At 68.0% G+C, this 19,356-nt stretch carries 13 protein-coding genes and 3 pseudogenes; 9 read left to right on the forward strand and 7 right to left on the reverse strand.

The features are described 5' to 3' along the window. Positions 1 to 80 precede the first annotated feature (80 nt). The 3 genes from AC099J_RS23660 to glgX are packed head-to-tail and all read left to right on the forward strand — an operon-like array spanning position 81 to position 6,603. On the forward strand, positions 81 to 2,549 hold the full coding sequence (locus tag AC099J_RS23660) for a glycogen/starch/alpha-glucan phosphorylase (protein ID WP_479617750.1): 2,469 nt from the start codon (positions 81 to 83) through the stop codon (positions 2,547 to 2,549). Between the two features lie 39 nt (positions 2,550 to 2,588). Beyond that, positions 2,589 to 4,490, forward strand: coding sequence for a 1,4-alpha-glucan branching protein GlgB (glgB, locus tag AC099J_RS23665; protein WP_479617751.1), 1,902 nt, complete (start codon positions 2,589 to 2,591; stop codon positions 4,488 to 4,490). Position 4,491: 1 nt separating this feature from the next. Beyond that, positions 4,492 to 6,603, forward strand: coding sequence for a glycogen debranching protein GlgX (glgX, locus tag AC099J_RS23670; RefSeq protein ID WP_479617752.1), 2,112 nt, complete (start codon positions 4,492 to 4,494; stop codon positions 6,601 to 6,603). A gap of 69 nt (positions 6,604 to 6,672) precedes the next feature. Here glgX and AC099J_RS23675 read toward each other — a convergent pair whose 3' ends face one another. Further along, positions 6,673 to 7,065 (reverse strand): PIN domain-containing protein, encoded by a 393-nt coding sequence (locus tag AC099J_RS23675; RefSeq protein WP_479617753.1) that lies wholly within the window; start codon positions 7,063 to 7,065, stop codon positions 6,673 to 6,675. After that, a complete protein-coding gene (locus tag AC099J_RS23680) occupies positions 7,062 to 7,304 on the reverse strand; it encodes an antitoxin (protein ID WP_479617754.1) in 243 nt (80 codons plus the stop codon). Before AC099J_RS23680 ends, AC099J_RS23675 begins: the two co-directional genes overlap by 4 nt. Before the next feature lie 85 nt (positions 7,305 to 7,389). On the opposite strand from AC099J_RS23680, the gene malQ reads away from it, so the two are divergent. Both malQ and AC099J_RS23690 read left to right on the forward strand, forming a co-directional pair. Then, positions 7,390 to 8,934 (forward strand): 4-alpha-glucanotransferase, encoded by a 1,545-nt coding sequence (gene malQ / locus AC099J_RS23685; protein WP_479617808.1) that lies wholly within the window; start codon positions 7,390 to 7,392, stop codon positions 8,932 to 8,934. 46 nt (positions 8,935 to 8,980) lie between these two features. Further along, positions 8,981 to 9,889 carry a cation diffusion facilitator family transporter gene (locus AC099J_RS23690; protein ID WP_479617755.1) on the forward strand — a complete coding sequence of 303 codons (909 nt, stop codon included), beginning with the start codon at positions 8,981 to 8,983 and terminating at the stop codon, positions 9,887 to 9,889. A 300-nt stretch (positions 9,890 to 10,189) separates the two neighbouring features. On the opposite strand, the gene AC099J_RS23695 is transcribed toward AC099J_RS23690, so the two are convergent. Further along, entirely contained in the window at positions 10,190 to 10,486 is a 297-nt protein-coding gene (locus AC099J_RS23695) for a hypothetical protein (RefSeq protein WP_479617756.1), read from the reverse strand. A 179-nt stretch (positions 10,487 to 10,665) separates the two neighbouring features. Here AC099J_RS23695 and AC099J_RS23700 point away from each other — a divergent pair, with 179 nt between their 5' ends. The 3 genes and pseudogenes from AC099J_RS23700 to AC099J_RS23710 all read left to right on the forward strand — a co-directional run bounded on the left by AC099J_RS23700 (position 10,666) and on the right by AC099J_RS23710 (position 13,801). After that, positions 10,666 to 12,225 (forward strand): AlkA N-terminal domain-containing protein, encoded by a 1,560-nt coding sequence (locus AC099J_RS23700; protein WP_479617757.1) that lies wholly within the window; start codon positions 10,666 to 10,668, stop codon positions 12,223 to 12,225. Further along, positions 12,222 to 12,716, forward strand: a pseudogene (locus AC099J_RS23705) (methylated-DNA--[protein]-cysteine S-methyltransferase); the annotation flags it as partial. The gene AC099J_RS23700 and the pseudogene AC099J_RS23705, both read left to right, overlap by 4 nt. A gap of 146 nt (positions 12,717 to 12,862) precedes the next feature. Further along, positions 12,863 to 13,801 carry a DMT family transporter gene (locus AC099J_RS23710; RefSeq protein WP_479617758.1) on the forward strand — a complete coding sequence of 313 codons (939 nt, stop codon included), beginning with the start codon at positions 12,863 to 12,865 and terminating at the stop codon, positions 13,799 to 13,801. A gap of 22 nt (positions 13,802 to 13,823) precedes the next feature. On the opposite strand, the gene AC099J_RS23715 is transcribed toward AC099J_RS23710, so the two are convergent. Next, positions 13,824 to 14,744 carry a DMT family transporter gene (locus tag AC099J_RS23715; RefSeq protein ID WP_479617809.1) on the reverse strand — a complete coding sequence of 307 codons (921 nt, stop codon included), beginning with the start codon at positions 14,742 to 14,744 and terminating at the stop codon, positions 13,824 to 13,826. Positions 14,745 to 14,984: 240 nt separating this feature from the next. Between AC099J_RS23715 and AC099J_RS23720 the strand changes: the two are divergent. Continuing rightward, positions 14,985 to 15,232: pseudogene (locus AC099J_RS23720) on the forward strand (citryl-CoA lyase); the annotation flags it as partial. A gap of 84 nt (positions 15,233 to 15,316) precedes the next feature. Here the strand turns inward: AC099J_RS23720 and AC099J_RS23725 are convergent. The 3 genes and pseudogenes from AC099J_RS23725 to AC099J_RS23735 all read right to left on the reverse strand — a co-directional run. After that, a pseudogene (locus tag AC099J_RS23725) lies at positions 15,317 to 15,982 on the reverse strand (transposase); the annotation flags it as partial. Positions 15,983 to 16,042: 60 nt separating this feature from the next. Further along, on the reverse strand, positions 16,043 to 18,697 hold the full coding sequence (locus AC099J_RS23730; protein WP_479617759.1) for a beta-propeller fold lactonase family protein: 2,655 nt from the start codon (positions 18,695 to 18,697) through the stop codon (positions 16,043 to 16,045). A gap of 231 nt (positions 18,698 to 18,928) precedes the next feature. Continuing rightward, positions 18,929 to 19,216, reverse strand: a complete 288-nt coding sequence (locus AC099J_RS23735) for a hypothetical protein (protein WP_479617760.1) — start codon at positions 19,214 to 19,216, stop codon at positions 18,929 to 18,931. Positions 19,217 to 19,356: the final 140 nt, after the last annotated feature.

Below are 19,356 nucleotides of genomic sequence, written 5' to 3' on the forward strand. Positions count from 1 at the left end.
TGCGAGAATTCGCGCGCTCCTTGGCATGGACCCTGCTTGGTCCGACAAGCGACAAGACGCCCTGCGCCGCGGTTGTGCAGATGGCGTCGACCCCCACAAGAAAAGGATTTGCCGTGAGCCCCACTCAGACCAACCGCGCGATCGTTGCCAGCGTGGAAGACCACCTGCTGCACACCGTCGGCGCAGCCCCCGCCAAGGCCACCCGGACCGAGCTGATGCACGCCGTCTCGCAGGTCGCGCGGGCACAGCTTTCGGCACGCTGGGTCCAGACCCAGGCCGCCGACCGTGGCGCCCGCGCACGCCGCGTCTACTACCTGTCGATGGAGTTCCTGATCGGCCGCACGCTGTCCAACGCACTGGCCGCGCTGGGCCAGCAGGCCGGCGCCACCGAGGCCCTGGGCGCCCACGCCCAGGCCATGGAAGACGTGGCCGACCGCGAGCCCGACGCCGCGCTGGGCAACGGTGGCCTCGGCCGCCTGGCCGCGTGTTTTCTCGACTCCATGGCCTCGCTGGGCCTGCCCTCCTTCGGTTACGGCATCCGCTACGAGTACGGCATGTTCGCGCAGGAGATCCATGCCGGCGCCCAGATCGAGCACCCCGACCCGTGGCTGCAGGACGGCACGCCCTGGGAGTTCCCGCGCTGGGGCGTGACGTACCCGGTGCGCTTTGGCGGCTGGGTCGAGCATGTGGACGGCAAGGCCGTCTGGCGCGCTGCTGCCGAGGTGGCGGCCAAGGCCTACGACATGGTGATCCCGGGCCACGGCACCGACAAGGTCAGCACGCTGCGCCTGTGGAAGGCAGCCGCGCCCGCGCACATCGACCTGAACGCCTTCAACACCGGCGACTACCAGCGCGCCGCCACGGCCAAGAACGAGTACGAGAACATCTCCTGGGTGCTCTACCCCAACGACAGCACGCCGGCCGGTCGCGAGCTGCGCCTGAAGCAGGAATACTTCTTTGTCGCCGCCTCGGTGCAAGACCTGCTCAAGCGCCACATGGACGAGCACGGCACCTTGTCCAACCTGGCCGACCACGTCGCCATCCACCTGAACGACACGCACCCGGCCATTGGCGTGGCCGAGCTGATGCGCGTGCTGGTCGACGAGCAGGGCATGGCCTGGACGCAAGCCTGGGCGATTTGCAGACGCACCTTCAGCTACACCAACCACACCCTGATGCCCGAGGCGCTGGAGACCTGGCCGGTGGGCCTGATGCAGCATGTGCTGCCGCGCCACCTGGAGATCATCTTCCGCATCAACAAGGAGTTCCTGGAGTTCGCGGCTGCCTTCCGGCCCGGCGACGACGGCTTCCTCGCGCGGCTGTCGCTGATCGACGAGCAGGGCGAGCGCCGCGTGCGCATGGCCAACCTGTCCATCGTTGGCAGCCACAAGGTCAACGGTGTGTCCAAGCTGCATTCGGACCTGCTGGTGCAGACCATCTTTGCCGACTTCGCCGCGCTGTGGCCCGAGCGCTTCACCAACATGACCAACGGCGTCACGCCCAGGCGTTGGCTGGCGCAGGCCAACCCGGGCCTGTCCGGCCTGCTGGATCGCCACATCGGCCAGGGCTGGCGCAAGGATCTGGACGAGCTGAAGAAGGTGCACGCGCTGAAAGATAACAAGGCCTTCCAGGCCGAGTTCATGGACGTGAAGCGCGCCAACAAGGCCCGCCTGGCCGCGCTGATCGCCCGCACGACCGGCGTGCACGTGAGCCCCGACAGCCTGTTCGACGTGCAGGTCAAGCGCATCCACGAATACAAGCGCCAGCTGCTCAACGTGCTGCACGTGATCACGCGCTACCAGGCCATCCTGGCCCACCCCAAAGGCCCGGATGGCAAGGGTTGGGTGCCGCGCGTGGTGCTGTTCGCCGGCAAGGCGGCCTCCAGCTACCACACGGCCAAAAACATCATCCGGCTGATCCACGACGCCGGCCGCGTCATCAACAACGACCCGCGCGTGGGGGACCTGCTCAAGCTGGTGTTCATCCCGAACTACGGCGTCTCGGTGGCCGAGACCATCATGCCGGGCGCCGATCTGTCCGAGCAGATCTCCACCGCCGGCACGGAAGCATCGGGCACCGGCAACATGAAGCTGGCGCTGAACGGCGCGCTGACCATCGGCACCGACGACGGCGCCAACATCGAAATCCGCGAAGCCGTGGGTGATGAGAACATCTTCATCTTCGGCCTGAAGACGCCCGAGGTGCAGGCCATGAAGATGGGCGGCTACCAGCCCATGCGCTACTACGAGAGCGAGCCGGGCCTGAAGGCCGTGCTCGATGCGATCGCCGGCGGCCAGTTCTCGCCCGACGAGCCCGGCCGCTACCGTGGGCTGATCGACTCGCTGCTGTGGGGCGGCGACCACTACATGCTGCTGGCCGACTACACCTCTTACGTGCAGACGCAGGCCGAGGTGGACGCGCTCTACCGCAAGCCCTCGGAGTGGTGCGCCAAGGCCATCACCAACGTCTCGGGCATGGGCGTGTTCTCGGCCGACCGCACGATCCGCGAGTACGCACGGCAGATCTGGCGCATCGAACCCAGGGCTTGAGCGCTTGAGACCACGGGCAGTGCCACACTGCGCCCTGCGATGGGACTGCCGGCCTCCAACTTGATCTCCGACTCCGACCTGCGGCTGCTGGCCGAGGGTGCGCACCTTCGGCCCTACGCCGTGCTGGGCGCGCACCCGCTGTGCCAGGGCGGCGTCCACGGCACGCGCTTTGCCGTCTGGGCGCCCCATGCGGGTCGTGTCAGCGTGGTGGGGCCGTTCAACAACTGGGACGGGCAGCGCCACCCCCTGCAGCGGCTGCCACATGCCAGCGTCTGGGTGCTGTTCGTGCCCGGCATAGGCGTCGGCACTCTCTACCAATACGAGATCGAGGACAGCCAGGGCCAACTGCTGCCGCGCAAGGCCGACCCCTACGCGCTAGCCTGCGAACGGTGGCCCGGCACGGCCAGCGAGGTGGCAGAGCTGCTGCCGGTCGTGCAGGCCCGCGAGGATCGCCACCAGGCCAATGCGCACGCCGCGCCGATGGCCATCTACGAGGTGCACCTGGCCAGCTGGCGCCGCAAGCCCGAGGAAGGTGACCGCTGGCTGCACTGGGACGAGCTGGCCGACACGCTGATCCCCTACGCGCTGGACCTGGGCTTCACCCACCTGCAGTTGATGCCAATCGGCGAGTGCGCAGCCGACGGCGCCAGCGGCCCCATGCCGAACGGCCTGTACGCGCTGACCGCGCGCCACGGCGACGCGGCCGGGTTTCGCCGCTTCGTCGCCAGCGCCCACGCGCAAGGGCTGGGCGTGCTGCTGGACTGGATGGCCGCGCACTTCCCGAACAGCGCGCATGCGCTGGCCCGCTTCGACGGCACGGCGCTGTACGAGCACACCGACCCGCGCGACAGCCGCCATGCGGACGGGCGCCCGCAGATCTTCCACTACGGCGGCGCCGCGGTGCACAGCTACCTGCTCGGCAACGCGCTGTACTGGCTGGAGCGCTTTGGCGTGGATGGGCTGCATGTGGGCGCCGTGGCCACCATGCTCTACCGCGATGACAGCCGCCAGGACGGCACGTGGACGCCCAGCGCACAGAGCGACCGCGAGAACGTCGACGCAGTCGCTTTCCTCAAGCGATTGAACGAGGTGGTGGCCGCCGAGCGGCCAGGCGCCATCGTGCTGGCCGAGGAAGCCACGGCCTTCCCCGGCGTCACGCGGCCCGCATTCACCGGCGGCCTGGGCTTCGACTACCAATGGAACCTGGGCTGGCTGCACGACACACTGCGCTACTTCGCGCGCGATCCGCTGCACCGCCAGCACCACCACCATGAGCTGACGTTCAGCCTGTCCCATGCGTTCAGCGAGCAGTTCGTGCTGGCGCTGCCGCATGACGCGGTGGCACACGGCAAGGGCTCTCTGCTGGCGCGCATGCCGGGTGACCCCTGGCAGCGTTTCGCCAACCTGCGCGCGCTGTACGGCGCCATGTGGGGCCACCCCGGCAAGAAGCTGTTGTTCATGGGCGGCGAGTTCGCGCAGGAGCGCGGGTGGAACCAAGCGCAAAGCCTGGACTGGCATTTGCTCGCCGAGCCGCTGCACACCGGCATGCAACAGCTGGTGCGCGACCTGAACCGCGTGATGCGCTCCTACCCGGCGCTGCACCAGCGCGACCGCGACGGCAGCAGCTTCGACTGGCTGGAGGCCGAGGACGCGAGCCAGTCCGTGCTGGCCTTTGCCCGCTACGGCCAGCAGGAGGGCCAGCTGATGCTGGTCGTCTGCAACCTCACGCCGCAGGTGCACGCCAGCTACCGCCTGGGCGTGCCCCGCCCCGGCCGCTACTACGAGCGGCTGAACACCGATTCCGTCTACTACGGTGGCAGCAACGCCGGCACGCCCTGGGGCGTCGCCGGCACCGAGCCCGTGCCCAGCCATGGCCGCACGCATTCCGTGTTGCTCACCCTCCCGCCACTGGCCACGGTCTTTCTGGAATGGAAGACATGACATGAAACAACCAGACCCCCACGCACTGCAAAGCGGCCATCCCTGGCCCCTGGGCGCCAGCTTCGACGGCACCGGCATCAACTTCGCCATCGTCTCCGAGCACGCGCAGGCGATCGAGCTGTGCCTGTACGACGACACTGGCGAGACCGAGATCGCCCGCGTCGCCCTGCCCGGCCGCAGCGCCGATGTGTTCCACGGCTACCTGCCCGGCGCCATGCCCGGCCTGGTCTACGGCCTGCGCGCGCACGGCCCCTGGCGGCCAGACCGCGGCCACCGCTTCAACCCCTTCAAGCTGCTGCTGGACCCGTACGCGCGCGAGATCGTCGGCAGCTTCGCCTGGCGGGACGAGCACTTCGCTGCCGACCTGCGCCACCCGCTGCACATGGACACGGCCGACAACGGCGCCCACGCGCTGAAGGCCCGCGTGGTGCACGACGACGTGGACTGGGGCGGCGACCAGGCCCCGCGCACGCCACTGGCCAACAGCGTGATCTACGAGCTGCACGTGCGCGGCTTCTCGATGTGCAACCCGGCCGTGCCGGACACGCTGCGCGGCAGCTACGCGGGCCTGGCGCACCCCGCCTCCATCGCGCATCTGCAAAAGCTGGGCGTCACCGCCGTCAGCCTGCTGCCGGTGCACTATGCGCTGGACGAGCAGCGCCTGGTCGAGATGAACCTCTCGAACTACTGGGGCTACAACACGCTGGGCTTTTTTTGCCCGGCGCCACGGCTGGCAGCCAGCGACTCGGGCACGGGCCAGCGCGACGAGTTCCGCGCCATGGTGCGCGCGCTACACACCGCCGGCATCGAGGTGCTGCTGGACGTGGTCTACAACCACACGGCCGAGACCGATGAGAACGGCCCCACGCTCAGCTTTCGCGGGCTGGACAACGCGCTCTACTACCGCCTGCCGCCCGACCACAAGGCGCTGTATGAGAACCACACCGGCTGCGGCAACACGCTGGACATCCGCCAGCCGCGCGTGCTGCAACTGGTGATGGACAGCCTGCGCTACTGGGTGGAGCACCTGCATGTGGACGGTTTTCGCTTCGACCTGGCGCCGGTGCTGGGCCGCGGCGACCACGGCTTTGAGCGCGGCGGCGCGTTCTTCACCGCCGTGGCGCAGGACCCGGTGCTCTCGCGCGTGAAGATGATCGCCGAGCCCTGGGACATCGGCCCCGGTGGCTACCAGGTCGGCGGCTTCGCGCGCGGCTGGCTGGAATGGAACGACCACTTCCGCGACGCGATGCGCGCCTTCTGGGTGCTGCCCGCCGCCGGCCGCGAGGGCGCCACCTCGCGCGGCGATTTCGCGCTGCGGCTGTGCGGCTCCTCCGATCTGTTCCAGCCGCGCCAGCGCGAGCCGGCCGAATCGGTGAACTACGTCGTCTCGCACGACGGCTTCAGCCTGCGCGACCTGCTCAGCTACGACCAGCGCCACAACGAGGCCAACGGCGAGCACAACCGTGACGGCCACGGCCACAACATCAGCTTCAACTGCGGCGTCGAGGGCCCCAGCATCGAGCCGGCCGTGCTGGCGCTGCGTGCCCGCCTGGCGCGCGCCCTGCTGGCCACCACGCTGCTGGCGCAAGGCACGCCGATGCTGGCCGCCGGCGACGAGCTGGGCCACACCCAGGGCGGCAACAACAACCCGTATTGCCAGAACAACCCGACGACCTGGATCGACTGGTCCAAGGCCGACACCGATCTGATCGACTTCACCGCGCGTGTCCTGTCGCTGCGCCGCCAGGCCCTGCCCTTCGGCAACCACTGGTACAGCGGCCTGTCGGACCCACTGGGCCTGCACGACCTGACGTGGCTACAAGCCGACGGCACGCCGCTGGCCGGTGACGCGTGGAACGACCCGGGCCAGCGCGTGCTGGGCTGCCTGATCGGCAAGCCCGGCCGCGCCCGCGCACCGCTGCTGCTGCTGGTCAACGCGGGCAAGGTGGACAGCGCCTTCATGCTGCCGGCAGGCGTCTGGCGCGGCCTGCTGGACACCAGCCACCCGCGCGGCCTCACGCGTTGGTACGACCAGGGCGAGCAGCCGTTTGCGCTTGCAGCGCATGCGTTGGCTTTCTTGGCAGCCGAAGGCGCTGGGATCAAGGTCGACTGAACAGCGCAGCTGGACTGATTTCGGTCGGCATCCACTGCCGAGTGCACCGGTCGCGGACTGGCATCTGACTCAGATCTCCCAGTCCTCCACGCGGATTTGCGCCACGCGCTGGAACTCGCGTGTGTTGTGCGTGACCACCGTCAGATCGCGCGCCCAAGCCTGGCCTGCAATCAACACGTCATAGGGGCCGATCGGTGTCCCCGCCGCGGCCAGCAGCGCGCGCAATTCGCCAGCGCAGCGCGCATCCTCGCGCTCGAAGGCCAGCACTTCGAACTGCAGCGCATCCAGCCGCGCCAGATTCTCGGTCTGGCGCTGGCTACGGCAGGCGCCGTAGAACAGTTCGTGGGCCACGATGGCTGGCAGGCCAAAATCGGTCGGCCGGTGCGCGCGCAACCGATCCAGGAACCCGGCGTGTCCCTTCATCAACGCGACGAGCGCGTTGGTATCGAGCAGGTACTTCACCCGAAGCAGTCCAGCGCCGGACGCGCCTGATCCCGCACTGGCTCCGTTGCGGCCTGTTCGAAGTCTTCATCGACCGGTGCCACGACCTGTTCCAGCCACGCCCAGTCCTGGGCCATCGGCTCCAGGATCACTGACCGGCCTTGGCGCCGGATGCGGACCTCTTCACCCTCAAATCGAAACTCCCGTGGAAGCCGTACCGCCTGGGAGCGTCCCGACCAGAAAATCTTCGCTGTGTCCATGCCACTCTCCAGCAATGCTATATAGCAAAAGAATGTAGCATCCGGCGTCATCTCTGGTCCAGCCCGATCGGGTTTGGCCCGAAGACTGCTTGCGACCACCCCTTCCAACTTTCACTCTTCCCACCGCATGCGACTCCCCCGCGCCAGCGGCATCCTGCTGCACCCCACCGCCCTGCCCGGCCCCCACGGCTCGGGCGACTTCGGCCCTGAGGCCTACCGCTTCGTCGACTGGCTGCAGGAGGCCGGGCAGAAGCTCTGGCAGATCCTGCCGCTGACCGGCATCGGCCCGGGCAACTCGCCCTACATGAGCCCCTCGGCCTTTGCCGGCAACGTGCTGCTGATCGACCTCGGCGAACTGGCCGCGCGTGGCTGGCTGCGCCAGGACGACCTGCTGCCCGGGAGCGCCTTCCCACAGACACGCATCGACTACGCAGCCGTCGTGCCCTGGCGCATGGAGCGCCTGGCGCTTGCGGCGGCCGCTTTCGCCCGCCAGGCCGATGGCGACGACCGCACCGCCTACGACGCCTTCTGCGTGGCGCACCAGCACTGGCTGGAGGACTACGCCCTGTTCATGGTGCTGGCCGAGGCGCACCCGGGCTGCGACTGGGCCGACTGGCCGGCCATGCTGGCGCGGCGCGAGCCCGCCGCGCTGCGCAGCGCGGCCATCGCGCACGCCGATCGCATCGCCTTCTGGCGCTTCGTGCAGTGGTGCTTCTTTCGCCAGTGGCAGCAGCTGCGCGCGTATGCGAACGCGCGCGGCGTCGCGATCGTGGGCGACGCGCCGATCTTCATCGCGCCGCAAAGCGCCGACGTGTGGGCGCGCCAGCACCTGTTCGAGCTGGGCAGCGATGGCCACCAGCGCGTGGTGGCCGGCGTGCCGCCGGACTACTTCAGCGCCACCGGCCAGCGCTGGGGCAACCCGCTGTACCGCTGGAGCGCGCACGCCGCCGACGGCTACGCCTGGTGGACCGAGCGCATCCGCCACACCTTCGCGCTGGTGGACATCGTGCGCATCGACCACTTTCGCGGCTTCGCGGCGTACTGGGAAGTGCCGGCCACCGAGCCCACGGCCATGCACGGCCGCTGGATGCCAGGGCCGGGCAAGGCCCTGTTCGACACCATCGCCGGCGCGCTGGGCCCGCTGCCCATCATTGCGGAGGACCTGGGCATCATCACCCCCGACGTGGACGCGCTGCGCCGCGACTGTGACCTGCCGGGCATGCGCATCCTTCACTTCGCCTTCGGCGGCGAAGCAGACAACCCGTACCTTCCGCACCACCACGAAGCCGCCACCGTCGTCTATACCGGCACGCACGACAACGACACCAGCCAGGGCTGGTGGGCCAGCGCCACGCAGGCCGAGCGCGAGCACGTGGCCCGCTACCTGGGGCAACCCGTCGAGGGCCTGGCCGACGACATCCACTGGACGCTGGTCCGCATGGCCTGGGCCAGCGTGGCCGACACGGCGATCGCGCCGATGCAGGATGTGCTGGGCCTGGCAACCGAGCACCGCATGAACCTGCCGGGGCAAGGCGATGGGCACTGGGCCTGGCGCTTCGCGTGGGATCAGGTGGCGCCGCAACATGCGCAGCAGCTGGTGGCGCTGACGCGCCTGTACGGGCGCGGGTGACGCCCCCGTCCACACGGCCCACATCCACACCCTACGCCGGCACGGCATGAAGGCCAGCACACCCTCTCCCACCAAGCTGCTCAAGATTTCGGCAGCGGTGGCGGTGGTCACCATTGCGCTGAAGACCGCCGCCTGGTGGCTGACCGGCTCGGTGGGCCTGCTGTCGGACGCGATGGAGTCCGTCGTGAATCTGGCTGGTGCGCTGTTCGCGCTGTGGATGGTCAGCGTGGCGCAGCGCCCGGCCGACGCGGGCCACCCCTATGGCCACCACAAGGCCGAGTACTTCTCGGCCGGCTTCGAGGGCCTGCTGGTCATGGCGGCAGCCGTCGGCATCGTCTGGGTCTCGGTGCTGCGACTGATCGAGCCGCAGCCCTTGGCGCAGCTGGACATCGGGCTGGGCCTGTCCGTGCTCAGCTCGGTGCTGAACGGTGTACTGGCCTGGGCGCTGTTTCGCGGGGCGCGTGCGGCCCGTTCCATGGCACTGGAAGCTGACGCGCGACACTTGGTCACGGACGTCTGGACCACGGCCGGCGTCGTCTTCGGCCTGCTCGCCGTGGCCGCCACCGGCTGGCTCTGGCTGGACCCGCTGATCGGCATCGCCGTGGCGCTGAACATCCTGCGCGAAGGCGCGCACCTGGTGTGGAGGTCGTCGCAAGGGTTGATGGACTCGGCGCTGGACCCGGCCCTGGAACAAGACATCGCCCGCGTGCTGGCCGACTTCGTCGCGCGCGAGCAGGCATCCGGTATCCGCATCGACCACGTGTCCACGCGCGGCGCCGGCAATCGCCGCTATGCCGACCTGCATGTGCACCTGCCAGGCGACTGGCGCCTGGCACGCGCTGCGGCTTTGCGCGACGAGATCGAATCCGCGCTCATGGAGGCTGTGCCTGGCCTGCACACCACGATTCAGCTGCTGCCGTTGGGCATGGAGGCGCGCGCCGTCACTGCCGCGTGAATGCGGCGATGGGCCTCCCGAGACAGGCGCCGCTAGGCCGCCATCGCCTCGAGCACGCGCGGCGCGATGGGCACGACGACATGGAACTCGGCGGCCACCTGGGCCTCGATGCGCGCGAACAGTGCGGGGATGCAGCACGTGCCCATGGCATCGGCATCACGCAGATGCCCGGCAATTCGCCGTCGGGGTAGAGCTTGAATTCCATGCCTTCGCTGAACTGTGGATCGGCCCACAACCGCTGGTTCAGTTCGGCCAGGTACTGCACATGGTTCAAAGGTTTGCGTGACATGGCCATGCTCCTCAAAAGCGCTCCAGATCGGACAACTCCAGACAGTCGGTGGGCGCGTTGTCCAGCGCCACTGAGCGTTCGCCCTGCTCGCTGGTGACCACCTTCAGCTGCGGTCCCTCCTCGACCTGATGGTCGGCGCGCAGCAATGCGCGCACGGTGGCGCCCGCGTCGATCTGGTCTACGACAAAGGCCACCTCGACCGCATGCGGCTCCTGCACCCACTGGCCGGGGCCTTCACCTTCGCCAAGTTGCAGGGCCGTCAGCCGCTGGTTCTGGTAGCGCACGGCAGTCACGCGGTACTGGGTCATGGGGCTCTTTCTGAACGCGGTGGTTGCACTCCCTAGATGGTGCTGCGCGTCGACCCGACACATTGTCGGCCGAGTGCCCGGCTGCGCGTGGGAAGCCTGTGGAACAGCTTTTCCCGTGCCCCGAAGCACAGGTCCGGAAACGGCCAGCTGCGGCCCGGGGCCGGCCTATCATCCCGCCCATGGCCCCCGCCCCCACACCAGCTGCCCCCGCTCTCGCCAATCCGCAGGACGACGCGCACTACCGTGCCCTGGCCTCGCGCGACGCACGCTTCGATGGCCGCTTCTTCACCGGCGTGACGAGCACCGGCATCTACTGCCGGCCGGTCTGCAGCGTGAAGACGCCCCGACGCGAGAACTGCCGCTTTTTCGAGCTCGCGGCCCAGGCGGAACGCGCCGGCTTTAGGCCCTGCCTGCGCTGCCGACCCGAGCTGGCGCCACAGGCACTGGCCTGGTCAACGCAGGACGCCAGCCACATCCTCGCGCGTCAGGCCGCGCGTTTGCTCGACGAGCCCGAGGTCTGGCCCGAAGAGGGGCCGACGGTGCAGGCGCTGGCCGATCGGCTGGGCGTCTCGGACCGCCACGTGCGCCGCATCTTCGAGGCGCAGTACGGTGTCTCGCCGCTGCAGTATCTTCAGACCCGCAGGCTGCTGACGGCCAAGCAGTTGCTGGCCGATACCGATCTGCCGATGGCGCAGGTGGCGGCCAGCAGCGGCTTTCACAGCCTGCGGCGTTTCAACGCGGCCTTCGTTGCGCACTACGGTCTGAACCCGAGCACCTTGCGCCGCGCCGGCGGCCGGCCCGAGGGCCAGGCCAGCGCGGTGCGGCTGGGCTACCGGCCGCCGTACGACTGGCAGGCCATGCTCGACTTTTTCGCGGCGCGGCAGATCCCGGGCATGGAGCAGATCGCCGCCAGCGACCAGCCCATGCCATCGCTCGCGCGCACCTGGCGCTTGCAGGCGGGCGGCCAGATGCACGCCGGCTGGCTGCAGCTGCAGTTCGTGCCGGAGCGCCACCAGGTGATGCTGCAGGTGTCCGACAGCCTGCGCGGCGTGCTGCCGCAGCTGATCCGCCGCGTGCGCGTGTTGCTGGATCTGGACGCCGAACCCGAGGCCATCCACGACGTGCTGGGCGAAAGCTTCCCCGCCGGCGCTGGGCTGCGCGTGCCGGGCTGCATGGACGGTTTCGAACTGGCCGTGCGCGCCGTACTGGGCCAGCAGATCACGGTGGCGGCGGCGCGCACGCTGGCATCGCGCCTGGTCACGCGGCTGGGCGGGCCGATCGAGACACCGGTGGCCGGGCTCACGCATCTGTTCCCCAGTGCCGACGAGGTGGCCGCGCTGGGCGATGACGCTGGCGAGGCGCTGGGGCAGCTGGGCATCGTGCGCCAGCGCCAGGCCGCCATCGTGGCGTTGGCGCGCGCCGTGGCCGGTGGGCTGGCGCTGCACCCGGGCGTCGACGTGCCGACCACCATCACGGCGCTGAAGGCCCTGCCCGGCATCGGCGACTGGACGGCCCAGTACATCGCCATGCGCGCGCTGCGCTGGCCCGATGCCTTCCCGGCCGGCGACGTGGCGCTGCACAACGCGCTGCACCTGCGCGATGAACGCCAGCCGGCGCGCGCGGCCGAAGCGGCATCGCAGGCCTGGAAGCCCTGGCGCAGCTATGCCGTGCTGCGCGCCTGGGCCACCTTGCCGCCACGGCCGGCCAAGACCTCAACCTCCGCAGGAGCATCGCCATGAAATTTCACACCTCGACGCAGCAATGCCGCATCGACACCCCCCTCGGCCCCATGGTGCTGGCCGCCTCCGACAACGGCCTGTGCGGCGCGTGGTTCGACGGCCAACGCCACCAGCCTGACGCCAGCGCATGGCCGCATGCAGCAGCGCGGCACGCCGTGCTGCTGGAAGCGCAGCAGCAGCTGGCTGCGTATTTCGCCGGCACGCTGCGCCGCTTCACGCTGCCGCTGGACCTGGCCGGCGGCACGGCCTTTCAGCGTGCGGTGTGGCAGGGGCTGCTGGGCATTGCGCCCGGCGAGACGACCAGCTATGGCGCGCTGTCGCGTCAGATTGGCCACGCCGCTGCCGTGCGCGCCGTGGGCGCCGCCGTCGGGCGTAACCCGCTCTCGGTCATCGTCCCGTGCCACCGCGTGGTCGGAGCGGGCGGCGCGCTGACGGGCTACGCCGGTGGCCTGCCGCGCAAGACGTTTCTGCTGTCGCTGGAGGCCGGCGCGTCCCAGGCGCCCGGCGCGAACGGTGCGCTCGGCTCGGGCTCGGGTTCGGGTTCGGGCTCGGGCGTGGGCGTGGGCGTGGGCGTGGGCGCGGGCGCGGGCGCGGGCGTGGGCGTGGGCGTGGGCGTGGGCGTGGGCGTGGGCGAACGATGGCGGAGGGCGGCTTGAGTTCCGTCGCCCCGGCGGCGGCCGGCCGCGCCGCGCCCTGGATGCTCGACTTTGCGCTGCTGTCGGCGCTGTGGGGCTCGTCGTTCCTGTTCATGCGCATGGCGGCGCTGGAGTTCGGCCCGCTGCCCACGGCGGCCGGCCGCGTCACGATCGCCGCGGCCTGCCTGCTGCCGCTGCTCTGGGCGCGCGGCCTGGCACCACAGCTGCGTCAACACTTGCGGCCGGTGCTGTTCGTGGGCCTCTTGAACTCGGGCATTCCGTTCGCGCTGTTCGCGTTCGCGGTGCTGTCGATCAGCACCGGGCTGTCGTCCATCCTGAACGCGACGGTGCCGCTGTTCGGCGCCATCGTTGCCTGGGTGTGGCTGGGCGACCGGCCCGGTGCCTCGCGCTCGGCCGGGCTGGCGCTGGGCTTCATCGGCGTGGCGCTCCTGGCCGGGAGCAAGGCCAGCTTCACGCCCACGGCCGGCGCGGCGGCCACCGGCTGGGCCGTGCTGGCCTGCCTGGCAGCCTGCGTTTGCTACGCCATTGCCGCCAGCTTCACCAAGCGCTATCTGACCGGGGTGCCCTCACTGGTGCTGGCCGCCGGCAGCCAGCTGGGCGCGACGCTGGGGCTGGCGCTGCCCGCTCTGTTGTTCTGGCCCACCACGATGCCCGGCCTTGGCGCCTGGATCGGGCTGGCAGTGGCCGGCGTGCTGTGCACGGCGCTCGCCTACATCCTGTTCTTCCGCCTGATTGCGCGCATGGGGCCGGCGCGCACGCTGACGGTCACTTTCGTGGTGCCGGTGTTCGCGGTGCTGTACGGCACGCTGCTGCTGGGTGAGGAACTGACGCCGTGGATGCTGGGCTGCGGCGTGGTGATCGTCTGCGGGACGGCGTTGGCCGCGGGGCTGGTGCGGTTGCCGGGAACGGCACCAAGGTAGGAGCGTCGGCGCCGAACCTCGGCTACCCGGTGGTGGTGGGTGGCACCAGTTGCCGGTCAAGCTCCGCGCGTTCGCGCCAGCCCAGCAGCTCATTGCCCACCAGCGCCGCGATCACCAGCGAGCCGCCCGCCAGCACCGTCGGCCCGGGCTCTTCACCTGCGCCCAGCCAGGCCAGGGCGATGCCGAAGATCACCTCCAGCAGCGCCAGCAGTGACACCTCGGGCGCCTTCAGCACGCGCGCGCAGCGCACCGCCAACACGCAGGGGATGGCCAGCTGCACCACGCCCAGCAGCGCCAGCAGGCCGATGTCGTGCCGGGTCGCCTGCCAGGGCAAGGACAGCGGCAGCGTCAGCAGCGTGGACAGCAGCGCGCCGACCATCACGGCAGGCACCAGGTCGATGTTGCGCCCGGTGGCGTTGCTGCGCTGCACCACCGTCCAGTTGATGGCGCCGGCAATCGGCACGCAGACCGCCACCAGCGTGCCGGCCAGCTGACCGCCCGCCCCCAGGCGGAACTGCGTGCCGTACATCCAGGCGATGCCGACGCCCGCCACCGCGATGGCGCCCCAGGTGCGCCTGGCCAACCGCTGGCCAATGACGACGCGCGCCACCAGCGCCGTGAACAAGGGCCCCAGCGCCATGGTGACCAGCACGTTGGCCACGCTGGTCATCGTCAGCGCGACCATGAAGGCGGTGAACATCACGCTCCAGCACAGACCCGAAATCCACAGCGCCGAGCCGCTGGCGCGCATGCGCCCCCACAGCGCCCGGCCCTGCATCAGCGGCAACAGCACCAGCAGCGTGACCAGCGTGAAGAAGCTGCGCCAGAACGTGATCTCGAAGCCCTGCGCCGACTGCAGGTGCCGCGTGACGACGCCGGCGATCGACCACATCAGGGTGGCCAGCAGCATCAGCAAGAGGGCGCGCGCGTGGGTGAGTTGCATGGACGGCGGTTCGGTAGGGCGGAGCCGCGCATTCTCCCTGCAACCGCACCGCGTCAGAGCACCGGCGATGCGCCCTGCTCCGCCTGATTGGCCAGCCCCAAGCGCATCCGTTTCCACGCCAGCCTGCCGTGCTCCCGGTCGGTAAGGTGCACACGACCGCCGCGCGCGAACTCGCGATGGCGCCCCAGAACCCGAAGGAGACCGCATGACCGCCAGGCCGCCAACACTCCCGAAGCCCGCTTGTGCACGCACTCGCTGACCAGCCTGCCTACGGCGCTGCCGACCTGGTCCAGGACCTGATGGGCCAGCGCAGCTTCACCGAGGTGATGCTGATGCAGATCCTGCAGCGCCCGCCGCGCCCACTGGACAGGCGCATCTGCGACGTGGTGCTGCTCGTGCTGATGGAGCACGGCCCTGACGCCCAGCGCGATTGCCACGCGCCTGGTCATATAAGCGCGCCCGAGAATCTGCAGGGCGCGGTGTCGGCCGATCGCGATCCACGCAACCGGCGCCGTGGCCGCGCTGCTGGCCGAGATCGGCGTGCCCACCAACGTGATGCGCGGCTTCGCTGTGGCCTCTTGCTGGCGCTGCTCCAGCCGCAGCTTGGCCGCCGTGATCGCCGCCAGCCGGTCTTCTCTGCGCTTGATCTCGCCGGGGATGTCCAGCTCGGGCTCGTTCTTCTCCAGGTCGTCGGCAGCCTTGGCGCGGTTGAGCAATCCGTCGATCTGCTCCTTCAGTTCGGCCTCGGCCTTGACCATGCGCTCGTAGCTCATGGCCTTGTGGCTGCTGGCGTTGGCCTTGAGCTTGGTGCCATCGACGGCACCGGTGCCCAGCTTGACCAGGCCGCATTCACGCGCCAGGCGCAACACCTGCACGAACAAGTCCGCCAACTCCTGCAGGTGCAGCGCACGGAAATCCGACAGCGTGCGATGCGCCGGATAGTTCTCCGCGGCCGGAACGCGCAGGGCCACGTCTTCGTGCAGCTTGGCGGCCAGCTTGCGCGAACTGAACGTGCCCGTGGCGTAGCCATAGATGAGCACCTTGACCATCATGGCCGGGTGGAAGGGTTGGTTGCGCGGGCCGCCCTTGGCATACCGGGCGTGGAAGGCGCGCAGGTCCAGGCTGTCTACCCTGTCGCTGATGAAGTACGCCAGGTGCCCCTCGGGCAACCAGTCTTGCAGTGCGTCGGGCAGCAGGCGTTGTTGTTGGGGCTCGTAGGGGAGGTAGCTGGCGGGCATGCCTGAATTCATCAAGCCCGCCCTCGGGCGTCACGCTCTGCCGCGCACACTCCTAGCTGTCTAGCGAGGCGCCACAGTGATGAACTGTGAAATATCCCGTCCAACGGAAATAACCGGCGTTGACAACGGAGTCAAAGCGCCATCTGCACCGATAGCGAACTGCGAGATAGTGCTCTGCACATCATCATTGCCGACGTACAGATACTGTCCGAAGGGGCTGATCTTCATGGTCACAGACGATGGCAAGGTTGCCACTGTGTGCGGGGTCAGGGGTTGCAGTTCACCGAACGCCCCGACACGGTACTGCAAGATGTGGCCAGGTGCCCCATCGGCGCCCAAGGCCAGCACATAAAGAAACGGCAAATGTCGGTTCACGGCGATAGCTACCGGGAACCCTAAGTGGCTGGGCACTGTCGTCACCGCACTCGTTGGGGTCAAAGCTCCATTGGAGGACAGGGAAAATTGCGAAATAGACCGGTCGCCGTCGTTCAAAACGTACACCGATTCCACACCGAGCGTCGGTGGCGTGTAGTGGACAACCATGCTGGGCCACCGTCCGGTACTCGTCACGAAAGTCGCAGGCTGCGTCAACCCAGTGCTCGAGAGAGGATAGGTGGTAACGGTGTTGGCAAAATAGTCTGTCACGTACAAGAAACGGCCCAACGCATCGGTGACAACGCCACTCTGGCTCCCGTTTGGGTAAGAGTATGGCGCAGCAGTGAAGGCGCCATCCCGAACGACGATTTCCACCATGCTTTGGCCGGTCGACCTGGCCGCGAACAGGACGCGATCGTGCGGATCCACAACCGCAGATGTAACCCATGGGCTCACCTTGAGATGCTCATTCGGCAAAGGTGATGAAACCTGTTGCAATGCGCCGTTCGCGTCAACAGCAAACTTGGTTACGTCCCAATCGCCCCCCTTGAAGGCATAAACGTTCGTACCGCGGGTGTTCGCGACGATGGCGCTGGGCGCTGAAACGGGCACCGATCCGATCGACTGCAGGTTTCCGTCAGAGCCGATCCGAAACTGATAGATCGAGTTAGCTCCTGGGGATCTGGCATAGACAAATTGCGGCGCAGGTGCGCAACTGATCGCGATCGCATTCACGTCGGCAGAGGTCACCGCCCCCGACCCATCTGAAACTGTGCAAAGCTGTGCAAGCGGCTGCGCTTGCACCGTGACGTTATAGGTGGCACCCGACGGAACTGGCGTTGTGAACTGAAAGCCTCCATTTGCAGAAACTGGGAGAGCGCTGCCGGCATTGCTCTGCAGAACTAACGTGCCGCCCGTCAGGCCAGTGACGTGACCGCCAACCCTATACGCGTTTGTTGCACACGAGACTGAAATGGACGCTACGTTGTCTCTGATGGCTGAGCCCGCGTTCTGGCTGGCTGAACACGTCTGGCCGACGGGCTGGGTTGAAACAGAAGCGGCATAGCTCCCACCAAATGGGACGGTCGTCGGGAAAGTGAAGGTGCCGTTCGCGACGATGGTGATGGCGTCGCCGGCGTTGTTGACCATGGAAAGTTGTTTTCCGGCTTTCAGGCCTGACACCGTTCCGCCGACAGTGAAGGTCCTGACCGAACAGATCACCAGGACATCGGTGACTGCCTGCGTCACCCCAAGGCCCGTGTGGTTCGTCACGGCGCACGACTGGCCTGCAGGCTGACTCAGGACCGTAACACTGTAGCTGCCCCCGAATGCCGTTGAAGCTGGGAACATGAAAACGCCGTCCGCGCCGACCGTCACGGTGTCTCCCCCATTCTGCAGAACGAGGTTGCCACCTGAAAGGCCATTGACGCGGCCGCCCACGGGGTAGGCGTTGGGTGCGCACGTGACACTGACGCTTGAGACATTTGCCGTCATGCCCGTACCGCTGTGCTGGGCTGCGGAGCATGTCTGGCCGAGTGGTTGTGCCCCAACCGTAACCGAATAGCTTCCACCGTAGGGTATGTGACCTGGAAACTCAAAGGCACCGTTGGCCGAGATGTCTATCCGATTGCCCCCGCTATTCTCCAGCACCAGAGTCGTGTTTGGTTTCAGTCCTGAAACGGTGCCCCCGACCGTGTAGGTCACCGAGGAACAGGTGACACGAACATCCATGACAGATGCGGAAATGCTGATGCCTCGGTAGTTGGAGATCGAGCATGCGCGACCCCGCGGCTGCTGTCCAACGGTTAATTCGAAGCTGCCGCCATAGGCGACAGGCACGGTGAACGCGAACGGCCCATCGGCGGAAACCAACACGGGATCAGTGCCGTTGTTCAGCAGTGTCAAACCGACTGCGGCAGCCAGACCGGTCACCAACCCACCGACGGAAAAGCTTGTTGCAGAGCACACGACTTGGACGTTCGACACGTCGGATGCGACCACCGTCCCCGTGGAGCCGCCGACCGTGCAGGTGCGGCCTGCTGGCTGTGTGCCGACCGCAACGACGTAACTTGTACTTGCCGGGAGCAGACCGGCAAACTGAAACTGCCCGTCAGAAGCGATCGCTGCGACGTCACTGTCGTTGTTGCGCAGCACTAGACCGGTCGCGCCTTCCAATCCTCTGACCGTACCTCCGATGGAGAAGGCTGGCGATTCGAGAGTGGGTGCGTTGGGTTCTTGCACCCCCTCATCGCCGCCGGCTCCACCGCCGCAGGAGATCGCGGAGAGGAGTACGCAACTGGTCATAAAGATGCGGGCGTTCAGGAAAAGTGATGAACTCATGGCAAGCGGGCCGATGCAATAGAGGAGCAGAAGTTTACATGCAAAATACATCCTCTTCATTTATTGCATACACAATGTCAAAATGTGACCCTGTGGTGGGCAAACCAACCAGCGCCCTGGCTTTGGAGCCGTGCTATCTGAAGCCTATGTCGTTGAGCGCGATACGCCCTTTCATCATTCCGCAACCGCTCGAGCTGGTCATATCGTCAGCACCCAGCGGGGTAGCTGGGGTTATCCGTTTTCCGTGCCGGTCAGCTTGACCTTGACCGTGGTCAGCCCGCGAAATGTGCCGGCGGCCGGCAGCGCAAACGACAGGTAGCAGCCGGCGCGCGCACTGGTCACGCCCACGCCGTAGAAGCGGCCACGCCCGGTCGCCAGGGCATCGACCACACAGGGCCGGTACGAGAGGTCGCGCCCCACCGGGGTGCCGGGCGAGGCGTAGTGGGCTGCGGCCAGCGCGTCGCCTCGGCGCTCCATGACGTACAGGCTGGCTGCAACGGCGATGCCGGTCAACGACAACAGGTACTGGTTTACTGCGACCGCAGGCTCGGCATCGTCCGGCGTGTGCCAAAGAAGCGCATGACCTCCAACGAGGTCTGCAGCAGGGGACGAAGTCAAAACGCGCCAGTTGCGCGGCGCTTCGGGTGGCGGCCAACCCC

It is taken from the genome of Rhodoferax sp. RT4P68 (genome assembly GCF_056521305.1).

Bases quoted from the DNA above. Each gene is read 5' to 3' on its own strand.
- AC099J_RS23660 (WP_479617750.1), top strand. From the start codon at position 81: ATGGCGTCGACCCCCACAAGAAAAGGATTTGCCGTGAGCCCCACTCAG.
- glgB (WP_479617751.1), top strand. From the start codon at position 2,589: ATGGGACTGCCGGCCTCCAACTTGATCTCCGACTCCGACCTGCGGCTG.
- glgX (WP_479617752.1), top strand. From the start codon at position 4,492: ATGAAACAACCAGACCCCCACGCACTGCAAAGCGGCCATCCCTGGCCC.
- AC099J_RS23680 (WP_479617754.1), bottom strand. From the start codon at position 7,304: ATGGACACAGCGAAGATTTTCTGGTCGGGACGCTCCCAGGCGGTACGG.
- AC099J_RS23690 (WP_479617755.1), top strand. From the start codon at position 8,981: ATGAAGGCCAGCACACCCTCTCCCACCAAGCTGCTCAAGATTTCGGCA.
- AC099J_RS23695 (WP_479617756.1), bottom strand. From the start codon at position 10,486: ATGACCCAGTACCGCGTGACTGCCGTGCGCTACCAGAACCAGCGGCTG.
- AC099J_RS23700 (WP_479617757.1), top strand. From the start codon at position 10,666: ATGGCCCCCGCCCCCACACCAGCTGCCCCCGCTCTCGCCAATCCGCAG.
- AC099J_RS23710 (WP_479617758.1), top strand. From the start codon at position 12,863: ATGGCGGAGGGCGGCTTGAGTTCCGTCGCCCCGGCGGCGGCCGGCCGC.
- AC099J_RS23715 (WP_479617809.1), bottom strand. From the start codon at position 14,744: ATGCAACTCACCCACGCGCGCGCCCTCTTGCTGATGCTGCTGGCCACC.
- AC099J_RS23730 (WP_479617759.1), bottom strand. From the start codon at position 18,697: ATGAGTTCATCACTTTTCCTGAACGCCCGCATCTTTATGACCAGTTGC.